Here is an 18333-nt window from a genome sequence, read left to right as displayed (position 1 = left end):
TGAGGACCATCACCAGCCGGGGTAGTGGCGCATCCCGGCGTAGGAGCCGAACCGCCGCACTGGCATGCCTTGGACGATGGCCGTTGCCGAGGCATCTGCCAAGGCAGTTCCGATCGGCGCCCCGTCGGCGGGCGCGAACTCGACGATCACGTCAACGTCACGTGCTGTGACCACGCCCACAGCATCCTCTGGTGACAACTTGGCAGGAACGTGACACGCCGTGACAAGAAGATAGGAGAATGACAAGTTACGCCGGAACCCACAAAATTTTCTTGAAAAAGATCCTTCGGCACCCGGGAATGATCCACCGCTCGCGAAAGTTGAGTCAGATAAGAGCAACTTTGGTGAGTCTGGGATTGACACTGCAGACCAACCGGAGTTGAGTCAGCATCAGTCAACCTGACGGCTCGGGTCATGCGGCCCGGCGTCGTCGTGAGCAACACGAAGGAGCATCCCTCATGGGTCGCGCAGTAGGTATTGACCTCGGTACCACCAACTCGGCCGTTGCCGTTCTCGAAGGCAACGAGCCCAAGATCATCGCGAACGCCGAGGGCGGTCGCACCACCCCATCCGTCGTCGCGTTCACGAAGAACGGCGAGATCCTCGTCGGCGAGATCGCGAAGCGTCAGGCGGTCACGAACGTCGATCGCACCATCCGTTCCGTCAAGCGCCACATGGGCACGGACTGGACGACGGAGATCGACGGCAAGAAGTACACGCCGCAGGAGATCTCGGCCCGTATTCTCATGAAGCTCAAGCGTGACTCCGAGGCCTACCTCGGCGAAGAGGTCACGGACGCCGTCATCACGGTTCCCGCCTACTTCGACGACGCCGAGCGTCAGGCCACGAAGGAGGCCGGCGAGATCGCGGGCCTCAACGTCCTGCGCATCGTCAACGAGCCCACCGCCGCGGCCCTCGCCTACGGCCTCGACAAGGGCAAGGAGGACGAGCTCATCCTCGTCTTCGACCTCGGCGGCGGTACGTTCGACGTCTCCCTGCTCGAGGTGGGCAAGGACGCGGAGGATGGCTTCTCCACCATCCAGGTGCGCGCCACCTCCGGTGACAACAAGCTCGGTGGTGACGACTGGGACAACCGCATCGTCGACCACCTCATCAACAAGGTGAAGAGCGAGTCGGGCGTCGACCTGGGCAAGGACAAGATCGCCATGCAGCGTCTGCGTGACGCCGCGGAGCAGGCGAAGAAGGAGCTGTCGAGCTCGACCTCGACGAACGTCTCCCTCCAGTACCTGTCGATGGGCGAGAACGGCCCGATCCACGTCGACGAGACGATCACGCGTGCTCAGTTCGAGCAGATGACGAAGGACCTGCTCGAGCGCTTGAAGAACCCGTTCGAGAACGTCATCAAGGACGCGGGCGTCAAGATCTCCGACATCGACCACGTCGTCCTCGTCGGTGGCTCGACCCGCATGCCGGCCGTCGTCGAGCTCGTCAAGCAGATGTGCGGTGGCAAGGAGCCGAACAAGGGCGTCAACCCGGACGAGGTCGTCGCCGTCGGCGCCGCGCTGCAGGCCGGTGTGCTCAAGGGTGAGCGCAAGGACGTGCTGCTCATCGACGTCACGCCGCTGAGCCTCGGCATCGAGACGAAGGGTGGGCTGTTCACCAAGCTCATCGAGCGCAACACGGCCATCCCGACGAAGCGCACCGAGGTGTTCTCGACGGCTGAGGACAACCAGCCGTCCGTCGACATCCAGGTGTTCCAGGGTGAGCGCGAGATCGCCAAGGCCAACAAGGCTCTCGGCAACTTCGAGCTCACGGGCATCGCTCCCGCGCCGCGTGGCGTGCCGCAGATCGAAGTCACGTTCGACATCGACGCCAACGGCATCGTGCACGTCTCCGCGAAGGACCGTGGCACGAACAAGGAGCAGTCGATGACGATCTCCGGTGGCTCCGCGCTGCCGAAGGAGGACATCGAGCGCATGGTCCGCGAAGCCGAGGAGCACGCCGCCGAGGACGCGAAGCGTCGCGAGGAGGCCGAGGCCCGCAACACGGGCGAGGCTCTCGTCTACTCGACTGAGAAGTTCCTCGAGGAGAACGGCGACAAGGTGCCCGCTGACGAAAAGTCGGCCACCGAGAGCGCCCTCGCCGAGCTCAAGGAGGCCCTGAAGCCGGAGTCGTCCGCGTCGCCGGAGGACATCAACGCGAAGGCCACGGCGCTGTCCGAGGCCAGCCAGAAGATGGGCGCCGCGATGTACGCCGCGCAGGCCGAGAACGGCGACGCCGCGGGTGCGGCCGGTGCCGAGGGCGCTGCAGGCGAGCAGAAGCAGGGTGGCGACGACGTCGTCGACGCCGAGGTCGTCGAGGACGACGACGACACCTCCAAGTGAGTGTTTGACCGGGGTGCCACGCGCACCCCGGTCGGCCCCTGACACGAGTACGGCCGGTGGGCTGCCCACGGGGAGCCCACCGGCCGCTTCGCCACCAGGAGGTGGCAGGAAGGAGTCCGTCATGTCGGACCAGAACACGAGCGGCGCGACGCCCGACAACGCTGACGGCGTCACGCAGGGCGAGACCGACAACTCGTTCGCCGGCGGTGTGGGTTCCGACCTGCCCGGCGATGAGCAGCCCGAGAACCTGCAGACGCGTTCCGACGAGGCCGCCACGCAGGCCGGCTCCGACGCGACGAGCGCTGACACCGCGGTCGCCGAGCACCCGGACACGAAGCTCGCTGCGGAGCGCCTGTCCGACCTGCAGCGCATCCAGGCCGAGTACGTCAACTATCGCAACCGCGTCGAGCGCGACCGGGCTCGTGAGAAGGATGCGACGATCGGCTCGGTCGTCGAATCCCTCATCCCGGTGCTCGACGACATCGAGCTCGCGCGCCAGCACGGCGACCTCACCGAGGGCCCGATGAGCAAGATCGCCGACAAGATCGAATCGACGCTCAACCGGTTCGGTGTGGCACGCTTCGGCGCGGTCGACGAGGCGTTCGACCCCAGCGTCCACGAGGCGCTCATGCACGTCGAGGCCGAGGCGCCCGAGGGCGTCGACGGAACCTTCGTCGTGCAGGTGCTGCAGCCGGGTTACAAGGTGGGCGAGCGCGTCGTGCGTCCCGCCCGCGTCTCGGTCGCAGGCTGATCGAGCGCGCCGCGGCCGAGCCGAGTCGCTTCGTGCCGCGGGGCAACCTGCTTCGCTGACGTCGCGGCGGCGCCCCCACCGGGCGCCGCCGACACACAACTGAAAACCCCATTCGCACGCGCACGCGATGCACGCCCGGTCCGCAACCGGCGGGCGTGAAACCACGAAGGAGGTGCGCATGGCCAGTCAGGACTGGTTCGAAAAAGACTTTTACGCCACCCTCGGTGTCGCGCAGGACGCGAGCGAGGAGGACATCAAGAAGGCCTACCGCAAGCTGGCCCGCAAGTATCACCCGGACAAGAACCCCGGTGACACCTCCGCCGAGCAGAAGTTCAAGGAGATCGGCGAGGCCAACCAGGTGCTCTCCGATCCGCAGCAGCGTCAGGAGTACGACGCCGTGCGTCAGATGGCGCGAGGCGGCGCCCGCTTCAGCGGCGGTGCCGGCGGCGCCGAGGACGTTTTCTCGTCGATGTTCGGCGGGGGCGGCGGTAGCGGTTACCGCACCTATTCGAGCGGGGCGGGTGGCCAGCAGGGCATCAACCTCGAAGATCTGCTCGCCCAGTTCGGTGGCGCCGGCGGAGGCTTCGGGGGCGGCGGGTTCAGCTCCGGCTTCGGCGGCCCCCGTCAGCGTGCCGCCCAGAGAGGCGAGGACGTCGAGGCGCGCGCGTCGATCACGTTCCGCCAGGCCGTCGAGGGCAGCGAGGTGCGCATCAGCGACGCCGATGGTCAGAGCTTCACCGCGCGCATTCCGGCCGGGGTGAAGGACGGGCAGAAGATCCGGTTGCGCGGCAAGGGCCGTCCCGGCTTCGGCGGTGGCCCGAACGGCGACATGATCCTGCACGTCAGCGTCGGCACCGACCCGGTCTTCGGCCGCGACGGTGACAACCTCACCGTCGAGCTGCCCGTGACGTTCGCCGAGGCCACCCTCGGCGCCACGGTGCAGGTGCCCACCTTCGACGGCAAGAGCGTCAAGGTCCGCGTCGCGCCCGGCACGCCCTCGGGCCGCAGCCTGCGCGTCAAGGGCCGTGGCGTGAAGACGAAGAAGGCGACCGGCGACCTCATCGCGAAGGTTCACGTCGTCGTGCCGAAGGAGCTCACCGACGAGCAGCGTCAGGCCGTCGAGACCCTCGCCGCGGGCGAAGCCGACCCGCGCGAAGAGCTGCTCGCGAAGGCGCGTCAGGCCGCGTCGTGACGCCGTCACGGGTCGAACGGCGGCTCGGCGAGATCGTCGACGACCACAACGGACGCGTCGCTGACGAGCGGCTGCGCGGCCTCGACGATCCGGCGAAGCCGGTGTACGTCATCTCCGTCGCCGCCGAACTGGCCGGGATGCACGCCCAGACGCTGCGCCAGTACGACCGTCTGGGGCTCGTCACCCCCGAACGCACGGGTGGCGGCGGTCGCCGCTACTCGATGCGCAACATCGCGCAGCTGCGTCGGGTGCAGGAGCTGTCGTCGGAGGGAGTCTCGCTCGCCGGCATCCAACGCATCATGGAGCTCGAGCACCAGGTCACGGCGCTACGGGCGCGGATCGAGGAGCTGAGCGAGCAGAACGCGCAGTACCGCGACGCGCTCGGATCGCGCTCTCACAAGCGCGTCTTCGCGGCCGGGCGCGACGGCATCATCGCGCTGCGGCCCGGCGAACGACCGCAGCCGCGCTCGACCGGGCGTTCGCTCGTGCCGTACGGCACCCGCTGAGCCCGAGCTCGTCACGACGCACGTCGCACCCTCCAGCGGCGGCGCGACGCAGCGCCACACCGTTGTCGCACAACACCTGCATGGACGAGGCCCTCATCCCCGACTCGGGGATGAGGGCCTCGGCGCGCGATGCGGGCGTCAGGTCGCCGTCACATGATGCCGTGCTCGCGCAGCAGCACGCCGATCTCGGTGGAGTCGAGCCCCTTCGCGATCTTGCGGCGCAGTACGGCGGGGCCGGGCAGCTCGGTCTTCTCGCCGTCCTTGAGGCGCGCCGAGGCGTCGAGCAGCGTCCGCACGTCGTAGGTCGAGTTGAACACCTCGGGCACACCGCGCTCGACGCCGAACAACTGGTAGGTGGCTTCCATGCCGGTGCGCACCGAGTACTCGGTCGTGAAGATGCAGTCGCGGCTCGTCTCGGCGAACTGGCCGATGAAGGCGAAGTTCTCCGCGCCCTCCGGCACGACGTCAGGGCGGTCACCGGCCTTGCGGGGCATGAAGAACGACGTCACGTACGGCATCATGACCGGTACGCACTTCGCGCCCGTCGCCGCGAGTTCGGGGATGTCAGCCTCGGGCACGCCGAGGTGGTAGAGCCACTCGGCGGTGATCTCCTCGCCGGTGCACTCGCTCATCGGCTTCTTGACGTAGTCGCCGGGCGTGTCGACGAACAGGCTGTAGACCCACACGACGATCTGGTCCTTCGGCTGCTTCTTGAAGTGCGGCTGGCGGTTCACCGTCCAGCTCATGAGCCAGCTCGAATCCTTGACGGTGACGATGCCGCCCGTCACGACCCGTCCGCTGAAGGGGTCGCGCTTGGCGATGCGCCGGATGTACTCGGGGATGCGCTCATCGAGCGTCGTGACGGTCGCCGACTCCCACTTCGTCTCGTCGATGGAGCTGCAGAACACCTCGGGGCGCCCGAACGACGGATCCTTGCGCGCGATCTTCTTCCACAAGTCCCACGCCGACGCAGGGCCGCGGTTCAGCGTCGCGGCGGTGCGGTGATCGCCCTCGTCGGAGTTGTCGACGAGCGAGCCGATCGTCATCAGGACGTAATCGTCGTCCCCGAGGTCGACGCCCGTGTCACCGGCGTGCTCGCCGGAGCGGGTCCACTCGATGCGGGTCGCGCGCTCGGCCGACGCCGTCAGGTCGAACTCGACGTCCGTCACCTCCGTGTCGTACTGGAAACGCACGCCCTGCTCGCTCAGCCACTTCGTCATCGGCAGCACGAGCGACTCGTACTGGTTGTACTTGGTGAACTTGAGCGCCGAGAAGTCCGGAAGTCCGCCGATGTGGTGGATGAAGCGGTGCAGGTACAGCTTCATCTCGAGTGCGCTGTGCCATTCCTCGAACGCGAACATCGTGCGCCAGTAGAGCCAGAAGTTGCTGTCGAGGAAGTCGCGGCCGAACACCTCGTCGATGCGCTTGTTCTCCATCTCCTCGCGCGTCGCGAGGAACACCTTGACGAGATCCTTCTGCGCCTTCTTGTTCAGCGTGAACAACCCGTCGGTGTGCGCGTCCTGGCCGCGTTCGACGGTGGCGCGCTGCAGCGAGTAGTTCGGGTCGTCCTTGTTGAGCCAGTAGAACTCGTCGAGCACGGACGCGCCCTCGACCTCGAGGCTGGGGATCGTGCGGAAGCAATCCCACAGGCACTCGAAGTGGTTCTCCATCTCGCGTCCACCGCGGATGACGAACCCCTTCTCGGGCTCCTCGATCCCGTCGAGGGCGCCACCGGCGAGGGAGCCCTTCTCGAGGATCGTGATGTTCTCGCCGGGGACGGCGGCGTCACGGATCATGAAGACGGCCGCCGCGAGGCCCGCGAGGCCGCTGCCGACGATCCAGGCGTGCTTGCTCGCGGCGTCCTTCGGCGGGCGAGGACGGGCGAAGGCTTCGTAGTTTCCACTGCTGTAGTACATGGGACCTCCTCGAGGTCGGGTGCGCGAGATCATCGCGCGGGACGATGGGTGAGCGGACGGTTGCGTGCGCCGTCAGGGCTGCAGGATGAAGCGGATCGGGTTGCCGTCCTTGCGCGCGAGCCGCTCGAGCACCTCGGGCGCTTCCTCGAGCGGGAAGACCCCGCTGATCGACGTCGACAGGTCGAGCCGCTTCGTGCGGGTCAACGCGACGAGCTGGTGGACGTCCGTTCCCTCGCTGCCGTAGTGGCCGCGCAGCGTCAGCTGCTTGTAGGCGAATGCGGTGTCGGACGGAATCTCGATGGGCCGCCCGGCGAGGCCGACGATGACGAGACGTCCCTGGGGCGCGAGGGAGGCCATCGCCTGGGCTCGCACGGGGGCCACGCCCGCGAAGTCGAACGCGACGTCGAGACCGCGGGGCGAGAGCTGACGGATGGCGTCCTCCGCGTCTTCAGGGGCGCACGCCACGTCGGCGCCGACGGCGAGCGCCCGTTCGCGGGCGGCCTCGAGCGGGTCGATCGCGACGATGGGGGAGGCGCCGATGAGACGCAGCAACTGCACGGCGTGAATGCCCAGCCCGCCGAGGCCCCAGACGCCGACGGCCTCGCCGGCGCGCACGCGCCCGCTCGTCTGGATGGCTGCCCACGGCGTCGAGACGGCGTCGGGGATGATGGCGGCCTGCTCGAACGGGAGGTCGTCGGGGATCGGGACGAGCGTCTCGGCCTGCGCGAGGGCGTATTCGGCGTACCCGCCGTCGTAGTCGACGCCGCGCGTCAGGATGCGGCCGTTCGGGAGGCGGTGGCCGGCCTGCAGCAGGACGCGGCTGCCCACCTCGATGCCGGGCAGTGTCGGCACGCCGTCACCGAGGGCGGTGACGACGCCCGCGACCTCGTGACCGAGCGTCACCTTCTCGCTGTCGAGGAACTGCGGCGCGATGAGCCCTTCGAGCAGGTGCACGTCCGACAGGCAGACGCCCGCCGCCTTCACCTCGATGACGGCTTGGCCCGGCCCTGGCGTCGGGACGGGTACCTCCTCGACGTTCAGGGTGTGGTGCGTGACGTCGAGGCGTGCGGCCTTCATGGTGTCCATGGTGTCTCCTTCGTTTCCGGCTATTTTTGACTGTACTCATTTTTTGCGGCGCCACCAGGGCCTTTCGGCCCGGGTAAGGTTTCGATCCATGACGCTTCCCCTCAGCGCCACGGCCGCCTCCGCGACACCGTCGACCGATTCGACGGCCTCGACGGCCCCGACGAGGCCGGCCCCCACGCCGGGTACGCCTGACGCCACGGTCGTGACCTGCCGACGTCCCGTCGTGAGCGGCGCGGACCAGCAGGGTCGTCGCGCACGCAACAAGGCCGACAAACAGGCCCGCATCCTCGCGGCTGCCGAGAGCCTGCTCGGTGAGGTGGGGTACGAGCGCATGACGACGGCCGAGGTGGCCAAGCGCGCCAACGTCGCCGCCGGCACCGTGTTCCAGTACGCCCCGACGAAGGCGGAACTGCTCATGATGGTCGTCGAACACGAGTGGCGTGATCTCGTCGTCGATCACCTGCCCGACGACGCCGGTGACGGTGGGGTGCGCGAGCACGTCCTGCGTCTGCTCGAACCGTTCGCGCAGCAGGCCCGTGACTACCCCGAGAACGCGATGGTCGTCGGACGGGAGGTGCTGTTCGGTGCGCCCGGACCGTATCGCGAGAAGGTCGTCGCGCTGGTCGCTGGTCTCGAGGACGCCATCGCGGCGCTGCTCGTCGCAGCGGGGGGTGACGCGGAGCGCAGCGTCGTCGCCGCGGGCCTCATCGTCTCCGGTGGGGTGCTCGAGCTGAACCGCACGCGTACCGGGCGCGCCGAGGTCGAATCCGTGGCGCGCCGCCTCGGGGATCTCGTCGACGTCGCGGTGCGCGGCGCGGGCGTCTGATCGCCCGTGACGCGGGCGCTCAGCCGGCGTGGCGTTCACCTGCGCGTGCCCTGACCTCGACGGCGTCGCCCGCGCGCGCACGGGCCAGTCGCTTCATGCCGTCCGCGGGCCGGATCGGTTCGGGCCACTTCGGGGGGAGCGTGTCGCCCTCACGGACGCCGTTGACGCGGCGCCGGAGGAGAGGGATCACCTCGGTGGCGAGCCATCGGCTCTCGGTGCGGATGCTCTCGCGCCAGTGCGGCGCCTCGAACGGAGGCAGCTCCGGCAGTTTGAGGGTGTGGGGGATGCCGAGTTCGGCGAGCACGTAGGCGGCGAGGTGCTTGTGCCCGAGCCGGCTCATGTGGATGCGGTCGAACGCCCACATGCGCGGGTCGTCGAACTCGCGAAACTGGGTGTGATCGACGAGCAGGCAGCCGTACTGGCGGGCCAGTTCGCGCACGGCGTCGTTGTAGAAGACGATGCGCCGCCGCAGCGGCTCGAGCGCCGTCGAGATCTTCACGTCGAACGTCGTGAACAGCAGCACCTGCGCGCCCGATCCGACGAGGCGCTGCAGCGCGGCCTCGTAACGCTCCATGATGGCGGGCATGTCGGAGCGGACGGCGAGGATGTCGTTGCCGCCGGCGTAGAACGAGATGAGCGTCGGTTCGAGCGCGAGGGCGGCGTCGAACTGCTCGTCGACGATCTCGTCGAGACGCTTGCTGCGGATGGCGAAGTTCGCGTACTCCCACGTCGCGTCCGCGCGCCCCATCTGGCGGGCCATACGATCGGCCCACCCGCGCACGCCGTTCGGGTACATGAGATTGGCGTCGCCGACGCCCTCGGTGAACGAGTCACCCACCGCCACATAACGTCCGTTCATCGCCGCGAACCTAGGGCCGACGGCCGACGTCGTCGTGGCGCCCCGACGACCGGCGTGCGACGACGTCGTGAAAACCGGGTGAACCGAGCCGTCGTCAGATCTGCGGGTTGTTCCTCGCGATGACCTCGACGGCGCTCTTGCTCTCGACGAGACCGAGCCCGGTGGCCTTGCGGTACACAGCGATCGCCTCGACCTCGCGGCCGTTGTTCACGAGGTAGCTGACGCGCTGGGAGATGTCCTGGCCGCTGCGCAGATCGGTCACCTCCTGCTCCAGCTGGCGCACGCGCTTCTGCAGCGCGAAGTTGCTCAGCGCGACGAGCACGAGAAGGATCAGCGCGATGACGAACGCCCAAGTCATTCGGGGGACTCCTTGAGTGGGGGAACGCCGCCCAATCTACCGGCGGCGCGTCCTGTGGCAATCGGCGAGCACGCTTGGCACAGTGGTGGCATGACCGAGTACCTCATGATCTTCCCCGAACGCGAGATCGCCGACGAGATCGCTGAAGACCTGCTCGAGGAGGACGACTTCACCGAGGTGCGCGTCGTTCGCGAGGCGCTCGCCGGTGAAGAGGACGACGAAGACCACGACTGGGGCGTCTACGTGCGTCAGGCGACGATCGACGACCCCGCCTCCGCCGTCGCGCAGGCGCTCGCCGAGCGCTTCGAGAAACTGGCCGAGGAGAACGGCGGCTGGCTCGACGACAACCCCGCGCAGCAGGCCACCCGCTGACCGACGCGACGAAGCGCCGCACCCCCTTTCGGGCGTGCGGCGCTTCGCGTTGTGCGCTTCAGACGTCAGCTTGCGGCCAGCTCGGAGAGCTTCTGCAGGCTCTCCTCGAGCGCATGCTCCTGGACGAGCGGGAAGTGCACCTTCTTGAGCAGTTCCTTGTCGGTGACCTTGCTCCAGTCGTACGTGAGCGTCACCTCGGTCTCGTTCGGACCCTTGGCGTCGAGCTCGTACACCCACTCCCAGCCCTTGGGCTCGGTGCCCGCCGGAGCCGTCTGCCACGCGACGAGCTTGTCGTCGACGTAACCCGTGACGTGGTTGTCGGTCTGGTACTCGCCGCCCATGTGCTCGCCCTCCATGTTCATGGTGAACACCTGGCCGACCTTCTGGATGCGGTCGCCGTGGTCGACGCTGCGGATGAAGCCCGAGCCGTCGAGCTTGACGTGCTCGGCCGGGTTGGTGAGCACATTGAACACGCTCTGGGCCGGAGCCTCGATCGTGCGGGTGACGGTGATCTTCTGGTTGTCAGTCATGCCTTCACCCTTTCTCACTCGGCAGCGCTCCGCAAGGGGTGGCCGCAGGGGAGCGTGCCTTCGACCGCTCCGGTAGCGTGAACGTGAAACCGGGTGGCGCGCACCGCGCCACGGACGAAGGAGTCACAGATGAGCGACCAGCGAGGCGTCGAGCGCCCCTTAGACGGGCGCCGCGACGAGGCGGACGGCATGGTGGTGCACGAGGAGCGCCTGACGCCCGGCGTCGAACGCTACGAGGTGGGGCGGGTCGAGGTGCGCAAGCGCATCATCGTCGAGGAACTGACGGTGACGCTGCCCGTGCGCCGTGAGGTGGCTGACCTCGTGCGGGTCTACGACGACGGCAGCGAGGAGGTGCTCGATCTGCCTCCGTCGTACTGGGAGCCGCGCATCGAGGACCGTACCGGCGGCATGCCGTACGGGGAGAAGAACACCCCCAACGAGGGCCCGTACGACGCCGTCGAGCGTGACGGGCACGACGAGCGGCGCGAGAGCGAGGAAGCTCGCTCGGGGCGTCGTGACGAGGTGTACGACGGTCTGCGTGATGAGCAGGAACGCGCCGGGGCCGACGACGCGGCTGCGACGAACGGATACGACATCGTGCTCCACGAGGAGCGCCCCGTCATCAGCACCGAGGTGTACGCCGTCGAACGACTCCGTCTCGATGTCGAGCGCGAGACGCAGACGATGACCTACACCGACAGCGTGCGCCGCGAGGTCGTCGACTTCGACCTCGACGGTGACACCTACCCCGACATCACCCGCTGAAGAGGCGAGTCCGCGCCTCCTGCGCCCTCAGCAGGCGCGGACATCCTCGCTGCGCTTCGCTGCGGTGCCCACGCCGGCTCCGTTCTTGTCAGCCCGCGATGTCGTATTCCTTGAGGCGCTTCTTGTCGGTCTTGCGCCCCGAGGCCTGGAGGGCCAAAAGCTCCGCATAGATGCCGCCGGAGACGGCGAGTTCCTCAGGGGGCCCGACCTCGTCGATGCGCCCGTCACGTAGCGTGACGATGCGGTCGACCGTGCTGATCGTCGAGAGGCGGTGGGCGATGATGAGCGACGTGCGCCCCTCCATCAGCTCGTCGAGGCCGGCCTGCACGAGGCGCTCCGACTTCGTGTCGAGCGCGCTCGTCGCCTCGTCGAGAATGAGGATCGGGGCGTCCTTGAGCATCGCTCGCGCCACGGCGATGCGCTGCTTCTGCCCACCCGAGAGCTTGAGGCCGCGTTCGCCGATCGTCGTGTCGTAGCCGTCGTCGAAACGGCGGATGAAGATGTCGGCGTTGGCGCGCTTCGCGGCGTCGACGATCTCTTCCTCGCTCGCGTCGGGCCGCCCGTAGGCGATGTTCTCCCGGATCGTCCCGCTGAACAGCGAGCTGTCCTGGAAGACCACGCCGAAGTCCGAGCGCAGCTGCGCGAGCGGCGTCTCGTCGACGTCGCGACCGAAGACGCTGAGGCGGCCCTCGCGCAGGCGGTAGAAGCCGAGCAGCAGGCTGATGAGCGTCGTCTTGCCGCCGCCCGACTCACCGACGAACGCGATGCGCTCACCGTGTCGGATGGAGAGGTCGATGTGCTCGAGCACCGCGCGATCGTCGTCGTAGCCGAAGGTCGCGTCGTCGAACTCGATCACGGTGTCGTCGCGGCCGTCGTCGCTCCCACGAGCCGTCGCGCTGCTCGCTCGCGACGCCGGCGCATCGTCGGCAGCGAGGGCGGCGATGTCACGCTCGGGCATCTCGTCGAGCACCTTGAAGTAGTCGCGGCTGCCCGCGACGGCGCGCTGGCCCGAGTCGACGAGGTAACTCATCATCATGACGGGCTGGCGGGCCATGTTGACGAGCTGGATGAGCAGCACCATGTCGCCGATGGTGAAGACGCCGCGCACCGTCTGCACGAACACGATGGCGTACACGCCGAAGAAGATGACGTTGAGCGAGCCGCGGCGGGCGGCGTCCATGAGGTGCCAGTAGCGCGACTGCACGCGCGTGGTCGCGACGGTGCTGGCGTACCGGTCGTCGAAGGACGTGAGCTCGCGCTTCTCCTGCCCGAAGCTCTTGACGACACGGATCTGCCCGACGACCTCCGCGAAGCGGCCGCCGGCGATGTCGAACTGCTCGTTCTTCTGTTGCTCGAGGACCTGCCACTTCTTGCTCGTGAGCGTCGTCAGGTGCATGTAGACCGGGAAGACGATGAGCAGCAAGAGCGCGAGTGGCCACGAGTAGACCGCCGAGATGATGAGCACCGCGAACGTCGTGAGCAACATCGGCAGGAAGTTGTTCGCGAACATGTTGAGGAACTGCGTCGTCTCGGAGATGTTGCGCGACAACCGGTTGATGATCGTGCCGGTCAGTTCACGGTCGAAGTAGCTCTGCGGCAGCGTCAGCAGCTTCTCGTAGTACCGCGTCGACAGGATGCGTCGCATCCGCACGGCGGCGACGTCACCGAAGTACCCGCCGATGTTGCTGATGATCGTGTTCGCGACGTCGGCCGCCAGCAGCGCGACGGCGAACCACATGATCGTGCGGACGTGACTGTCGCTGTGCCCACCGTTCTTGACCACCTCGACGACCTGATCGGTCGCGCCCGAGATGATGAACGGCATGAGGAGCGAGGTGATGGTGACGAGGATCGAACTGACGAGGATCGCACCGTAGTAAGGCCACAACGCTCGCGTGGAGGACAAGATCTTGCCGAGACTTCGCACACGTCAGAGTCTCACCGGGGTCCGACAACGCGGAAATCCTGGAGGTGGGACGTTCACCACCCCCAGGACGGGAATATGCACCAGTCCCGCTGGACGAGCGGGCGCGGTGCACGCGAACGGCCCCGGACCGCCCAGGTGGGGCGGGGCCGGGGCCGTCACGAGTGAGCGCGGCTCACCTGAAAGGTCTCAGACGCCGTGCTTCTTGAACTGCAGGACGACGGCGGTGCGCAGGAGCGCGAGGTTCGTCTTGCTCTTCTCGGCAGCGACGTAGATGAACGTCTCCTTGTTGATGAGCTTGATGAGGTGGAGCTGGTCGCTCAGCGTGAGCAGCATGTCCTCGAGCTCGCTGGAGAGGCCGAGGGCCTCGACGGTGCGGAACTTGCCCTTCACCATCTCGGAGTTGTAGGCGCTCGCGACCTCGAGGTCGAAGTCGGGGCGAGCGGAGCGGGTTGCGAGCGTCATGCCCGAGTTGAGGTCGACGACGGACGCGCCGATGAAGCCGTTCACCTCGGAGGCGATGTCGCCCACGAGTGCGTTGTAGTCAGCCACGGGTTCTCCTTGTGTTGCCACCGCCTGGTTCGGCGGTGCGGTAGGGGTCGACGTCACCGGGGCCGGTGACGACAGGTCGTCCGCCGCTGGGGGCGGAAGTTTCGAAGTGTCCGGCCTCAGCGGCGGACGTGCGGCCGGAGTGGACCGATGAGGTCCGGTCGGCTGCTGGGGGAGCAGACCCATCCACGCCAGAGCGCGGTCGGTCAGCGAGAGCCGTTCGCCACCGTCAGGAGGCGTCAACTGCCCTCCAGGAACTGTCGCAGGGCGTCAGCCGTGTTGCGCACGGCGACGACGAGGACGCCGAGCGTCACGTCCTCCGCCGCGGCCACGACGACGAGCTGGCCCACGTTCTTCACCTCCATGCGGAGCAGAACGGCCTGCTGGTGGTCGCCTGCGATGTTGACCATCGTCGAACCGTCGTCCTCGTTACCACTCGTGACCTGACGGTGCGCGCCCGCCACGCCGAACAGGGACGACGACAGCGCTGCGAGGCGGCCGGTCAAGGCGCCGTCGACGCCGATGGCGGCGAGGTTGAGGCCGTCGCCGGAGCAGACCATCCCGGCCGTGAGCTCGGGCACCTCCTCGGCCAGGCGGCGCAGGTGTGGCAGCGCGATCATGCCGAGGCTGCGCGACCAGGTGGCCCAGTCCGCGGCGATCTCGTCGTTGAGTCCGGGCTCGGCGTGGACGTCGGTCATTGCCGAACCGACGACGCCTGACTGCTGCTGGGTCATCGTGAACCTCCCGTGGCCACGCGCACGACGCGACGCACGTCTTCGCTGGAGCGGGGGTCGGCGACGACCACCGCGATGTCGGGGTGACGCTCGTGGATGAACGATTCGAACTCGGCGACGGGTCGCGAACCCTCTTCCTCGGTGCGCGTCACGGCGACCGTCATGCGACCGTGGTTGTCGGCGGCGTCGAGGAGGTCGAGCCACTCGGCGGCCTCGTCGAGGGCGCTGGGGCTGTTGCCGAACAGCCACAGAACGATCTTGGCGCCGGGGCTGATGGCGCCGCTGCGGGCCTCGGCGAACCGCTCCTGGCCAGGCGTGCCGTAGATCGCGTAGGTGGAGCCGTCGTCGGCCTTCCACTCGCCGTAGTCGATGCCGACCGTCGTGGTGCGCTTCGGCATGCCCCGTCCGACCATCGTGCTCGTGACGCTCCACTGAGCCTCGGTGCTCGCCACCTCGCCCGTCGAGGCCGCGAGGACTGCGGTCGTCTTGCCGACGCCGAGGGGGCCGCAGAACGCGACCTGATGGCTGATCGCCGTTCCGACGACGGCCTAGAGCGGTGCTCGACGACCGGAAGGGGTCGACGTCACGTGGGTCTCCTTGAAGTCGGTCGTGGGCAGCAGATATCGCATCCACGATGTTTCTGGCCAGTAGCATAACTTGGTCGTCCCATTTTCAACCACTCTTGGCGACCATCGCTAGGTAAGACGCCCGTCCGAGTCGCGGGTTGCGTCGGCGCCTCGCGCTTTTCCTGTGTCACGCGCGGAATCTGGGCCCTGCGCGAACGGTTGCCGACCGGTTCGTCGGAGGTGCCCGACTTGAGCGGAATAGACTCAACTTTCCTGTCGTTGACGATGACAAGCAGTGTTGCACCCAGTAGGGCTGTTCCCAGTGACACGATGAAAGCAGCACGCATCGCACACGTTTCAAGAGCAAGGAGTCAGCCAGTGGATCTTCAACTGACCACGAAGGCTCAGGAGGCCCTCTCCGACGCCGTCACCGCAGCGCAGACGGCGGGCAATCCGTCGATCGAGCCTGCCCACATGCTCAAGGCGCTCGTCGAGCAGACCGACACGACGACGCGTCCTCTGCTCGAAGCCTCGGCGTCCAGCCCGGCCGCCGTCACGGCGGAGGCCGGCCGCGTGCTCGCCACGTACCCCAGCTCGAGCGGCGCCAGCGTCGGCCAGCCGGGCATGAGCCGCGAACTGCTGAACATCCTCGAGCAGGCGCGCACGATCATGTCGTCGATGGGTGACTCGTTCACCTCCACCGACCACATCCTTCTCGCGCTCGCGCGCACCGGCCGTTTCTCATCGCTCGACGCCGAGGGCATCGAGGCCGCGATCCCGGGCACACGTGGCGGGCGCAAGGTGACGAACGCCGACCCGGAGGGCACCTTCGAGGCGCTCGAGAAGTTCGGTACTGACCTCACCGCCGTCGCCCGCGAGGGCAAGCTCGACCCGGTCATCGGCCGAGACAGCGAGATCCGTCGCGTCGTGCAGGTGCTCAGCCGCCGAACGAAGAACAACCCGGTGCTCATCGGTGAGCCCGGCGTCGGCAAGACGGCCGTCGTCGAGGGTCTCGCGCAGCGCATCGTCGCCGGGGACGTGCCGGAGAGCCTGCGCGACAAGCGCCTCATCTCCCTCGACCTCGGCGCGATGGTCGCCGGTGCCAAGTACCGCGGCGAGTTCGAGGAGCGCCTCAAGGCCGTCCTCGAGGAGATCAAGAACTCCGACGGCGAGATCGTCACGTTCATCGACGAGATCCACACCGTCGTCGGCGCGGGCGCCGGTGGCGACTCGTCGATGGACGCCGGCAACATGCTCAAGCCGATGCTCGCGCGCGGCGAGCTGCGTCTCGTCGGTGCGACGACGCTCGACGAGTACCGCGAGAACATCGAGAAGGACCCGGCGCTGGAGCGTCGTTTCCAGCAGGTGTTCGTCGGTGAGCCGAGCGTCGAGGACACGATCGCGATCCTGCGCGGCCTCAAGGAGCGCTACGAGGCGCACCACAAGGTCGCCATCGCCGACCAGGCGCTCGTCGCCGCTGCGACGTTGAGTGACCGCTACATCACGAGCCGACAGCTGCCCGACAAGGCGATCGATCTCATCGACGAGGCCGCGTCGCGTCTGCGCATGGAGATCGACTCGAGCCCTGTCGAGATCGACCAGCTGCGCCGCAGCGTCGACCGCATGAACATGGAAGAACTGCACCTCGAGAGCGAGACCGACCCGGCCTCGCGCGACCGACTCGCGAAGCTGCGGGCCGACCGCGCCGACACCGAGGAGCAGCTCGCCGCGCTGACGGCGCGTTGGGAGGCCGAGAAGGCCAGCCTCAACAAGGTCGGTGATCTCAAGGCCCAGATCGACGACCTGCGCACGCAGGCCGAGAAGCTGCAGCGCGAAGGTGACTACGGCAACGCCTCGAAGTTGCTCTACGGCGACATCCCGGCTCTTGAGAAGCAGCTCGACGAGGCGCAGGCAGCCGAGGCGACGTCCTCGAAGGCCGGCGGCGAGGCGCCGATGGTCTCCGACGAGGTGACCGCCGACGACATCGCCGAGGTCATCGCCAGCTGGACCGGCATCCCCGCCGGGCGTCTGCTCGAGGGCGAGACCGAGAAGCTGCTGCGCATGGAGGACTTCCTCGGCGAGCGCCTCATCGGTCAGAAGGCCGCGGTCCAGGCTGTCAGCGACGCCGTGCGCCGTTCGCGCTCCGGCATCGCCGACCCTGATCGTCCGACCGGTTCGTTCCTGTTCCTCGGCCCGACGGGTGTGGGCAAGACGGAGCTCGCGAAGTCGCTCGCCGACTTCCTCTTCGACGATGAGCGCGCCATGGTGCGCATCGACATGTCGGAGTACTCCGAGCGTCACGCCGTCGCGCGCCTCATCGGTTCGCCCCCCGGCTACGTCGGGTACGAAGAGGGCGGTCAGCTGACCGAGGCCGTGCGCCGTCGCCCGTACTCGGTCGTGCTGCTCGACGAGGTCGAGAAGGCGCACCCGGAGACGTTCGACATCCTCCTGCAGGTGCTCGACGACGGACGCCTCACGGACGGTCAGGGCCGCACGGTCGACTTCCGCAACGTCATCCTCGTCATGACGTCGAACCTGGGCAGCCAGTTCCTCGTCGACCCGACGATGGCGCCGGAGGCCAAGCATGGCGCCGTCATGGGTGCGGTGCGCGCGCAGTTCAAGCCCGAGTTCCTCAACCGTCTCGACGAGATCGTCATCTTCGACCCGCTGACGCGGGACGAGCTGTCGCACATCGTCGAGCTGCAGGTCGCGTCGCTGAGCAAGCGGCTCGCCGATCGCCGCATCACCCTCGAGGTGACGCCGGCCGCGCGCGAGTGGCTCGCCGAGACGGGGTACGACCCGGCGTACGGTGCGCGCCCGCTGCGTCGCCTCGTGCAGAAGGAGATCGGCGACCGTCTGGCTCGTGCACTCCTCGCCGGCGAGGTGCTCGACGGGCAGAACGTCGTCATCGACGTCGAGCGCGGCGAGGCGCTGAAGATGCCCGAGGGTGTCGAGGCGCCGGAGGGTATGGAGGCTCCGGTCACGGGCCTCAAGGTCGTGCCCGGTGCCGTGAGCTGACACGTTCCCTCGCGAGAGGCGGCGGTTCCCCTGGGA

Annotated in this window: 18 protein-coding genes; 8 read left to right on the top strand and 10 right to left on the bottom strand. The window is 67.9% G+C overall.

The window, feature by feature from the left end; all coding sequences use genetic code 11:
• Positions 1-9: 9 nt before the first annotated feature.
• Entirely contained in the window at positions 10-174 is a 165-nt protein-coding gene (locus tag D1832_RS15400; RefSeq protein ID WP_182434786.1) for a hypothetical protein, read from the bottom strand.
• A gap of 284 nt (positions 175-458) precedes the next feature.
• Between D1832_RS15400 and dnaK the strand changes: the two genes are divergently transcribed.
• The 4 genes from dnaK (at position 459) to D1832_RS12985 (ending at position 4794) form a co-directional block, all read left to right on the top strand.
• Positions 459-2345, top strand: a complete 1887-nt coding sequence (gene dnaK, locus D1832_RS13000; protein WP_118914621.1) for a molecular chaperone DnaK — start codon at positions 459-461, stop codon at positions 2343-2345.
• 121 nt (positions 2346-2466) lie between these two features.
• Complete coding sequence (locus D1832_RS12995; protein WP_118914619.1) at positions 2467-3096, top strand: nucleotide exchange factor GrpE; 630 nt, start codon at positions 2467-2469, stop codon at positions 3094-3096.
• 178 nt (positions 3097-3274) lie between these two features.
• The gene (locus tag D1832_RS12990) at positions 3275-4288 is read left to right on the top strand and encodes a DnaJ C-terminal domain-containing protein (protein WP_118914617.1); all 1014 of its coding nucleotides are present in this window, start codon (positions 3275-3277) and stop codon (positions 4286-4288) included.
• Between the two features lie 71 nt (positions 4289-4359).
• Positions 4360-4794: a heat shock protein transcriptional repressor HspR gene (locus D1832_RS12985; RefSeq protein ID WP_182434791.1), complete on the top strand. Its 435-nt coding sequence runs from the start codon at positions 4360-4362 to the stop codon at positions 4792-4794.
• 149 nt (positions 4795-4943) lie between these two features.
• Here the strand turns inward: D1832_RS12985 and D1832_RS12980 are convergent, their stop codons facing one another.
• Both D1832_RS12980 and D1832_RS12975 read right to left on the bottom strand, forming a co-directional pair.
• Entirely contained in the window at positions 4944-6710 is a 1767-nt protein-coding gene (locus D1832_RS12980; protein ID WP_118914613.1) for an oleate hydratase, read from the bottom strand.
• A gap of 72 nt (positions 6711-6782) precedes the next feature.
• On the bottom strand, positions 6783-7796 hold the full coding sequence (locus D1832_RS12975; RefSeq protein ID WP_118914611.1) for a zinc-binding dehydrogenase: 1014 nt from the start codon (positions 7794-7796) through the stop codon (positions 6783-6785).
• A gap of 88 nt (positions 7797-7884) precedes the next feature.
• On the opposite strand from D1832_RS12975, the gene D1832_RS12970 reads away from it, so the two are divergent.
• Positions 7885-8622 carry a TetR/AcrR family transcriptional regulator gene (locus tag D1832_RS12970; protein WP_182434785.1) on the top strand — a complete coding sequence of 246 codons (738 nt, stop codon included), beginning with the start codon at positions 7885-7887 and terminating at the stop codon, positions 8620-8622.
• A gap of 19 nt (positions 8623-8641) precedes the next feature.
• Here the strand turns inward: D1832_RS12970 and D1832_RS12965 are convergent, their stop codons facing one another.
• Positions 8642-9481 (bottom strand): SGNH/GDSL hydrolase family protein, encoded by an 840-nt coding sequence (locus D1832_RS12965; RefSeq protein ID WP_118914609.1) that lies wholly within the window; start codon positions 9479-9481, stop codon positions 8642-8644.
• 94 nt (positions 9482-9575) lie between these two features.
• Positions 9576-9839: a hypothetical protein gene (locus tag D1832_RS12960; RefSeq protein ID WP_118914607.1), complete on the bottom strand. Its 264-nt coding sequence runs from the start codon at positions 9837-9839 to the stop codon at positions 9576-9578.
• Positions 9840-9929: 90 nt separating this feature from the next.
• Between D1832_RS12960 and D1832_RS12955 the strand changes: the two genes are divergently transcribed.
• A complete protein-coding gene (locus tag D1832_RS12955; RefSeq protein WP_118914605.1) occupies positions 9930-10211 on the top strand; it encodes a hypothetical protein in 282 nt (93 codons plus the stop codon).
• Between the two features lie 65 nt (positions 10212-10276).
• On the opposite strand, the gene D1832_RS12950 is transcribed toward D1832_RS12955, so the two are convergent.
• Positions 10277-10741, bottom strand: a complete 465-nt coding sequence (locus D1832_RS12950; RefSeq protein ID WP_118914604.1) for an SRPBCC family protein — start codon at positions 10739-10741, stop codon at positions 10277-10279.
• A 129-nt stretch (positions 10742-10870) separates the two neighbouring features.
• Between D1832_RS12950 and D1832_RS12945 the strand changes: the two genes are divergently transcribed.
• Complete coding sequence (locus D1832_RS12945) at positions 10871-11506, top strand: DUF2382 domain-containing protein (RefSeq protein WP_118914602.1); 636 nt, start codon at positions 10871-10873, stop codon at positions 11504-11506.
• Positions 11507-11594: 88 nt separating this feature from the next.
• Here D1832_RS12945 and D1832_RS12940 read toward each other — a convergent pair whose 3' ends face one another.
• From D1832_RS12940 to D1832_RS12925, 4 genes are all read right to left on the bottom strand, one after another.
• The gene (locus tag D1832_RS12940; protein ID WP_118914601.1) at positions 11595-13433 is read right to left on the bottom strand and encodes an ABC transporter ATP-binding protein; all 1839 of its coding nucleotides are present in this window, start codon (positions 13431-13433) and stop codon (positions 11595-11597) included.
• Positions 13434-13619: 186 nt separating this feature from the next.
• A complete protein-coding gene (locus D1832_RS12935; protein ID WP_118914600.1) occupies positions 13620-13982 on the bottom strand; it encodes a hypothetical protein in 363 nt (120 codons plus the stop codon).
• A gap of 236 nt (positions 13983-14218) precedes the next feature.
• Positions 14219-14713 carry a roadblock/LC7 domain-containing protein gene (locus D1832_RS12930; RefSeq protein WP_147362708.1) on the bottom strand — a complete coding sequence of 165 codons (495 nt, stop codon included), beginning with the start codon at positions 14711-14713 and terminating at the stop codon, positions 14219-14221.
• On the bottom strand, positions 14710-15165 hold the full coding sequence (locus tag D1832_RS12925; protein ID WP_118914597.1) for a hypothetical protein: 456 nt from the start codon (positions 15163-15165) through the stop codon (positions 14710-14712). The genes D1832_RS12930 and D1832_RS12925 overlap by 4 nt, the downstream gene beginning before the upstream one ends.
• Before the next feature lie 492 nt (positions 15166-15657).
• Here D1832_RS12925 and clpB point away from each other — a divergent pair, with 492 nt between their 5' ends.
• On the top strand, positions 15658-18297 hold the full coding sequence (gene clpB / locus D1832_RS12920) for an ATP-dependent chaperone ClpB (RefSeq protein WP_118914595.1): 2640 nt from the start codon (positions 15658-15660) through the stop codon (positions 18295-18297).
• Positions 18298-18333: the final 36 nt, after the last annotated feature.

It is taken from the genome of Dermacoccus abyssi, from assembly GCF_003515945.1.
In the GTDB taxonomy this organism is placed as follows: Bacteria; Actinomycetota; Actinomycetes; order Actinomycetales; family Dermatophilaceae; genus Dermacoccus; species Dermacoccus abyssi.
This window is presented reverse-complemented; position numbering and strand designations above follow the sequence as displayed.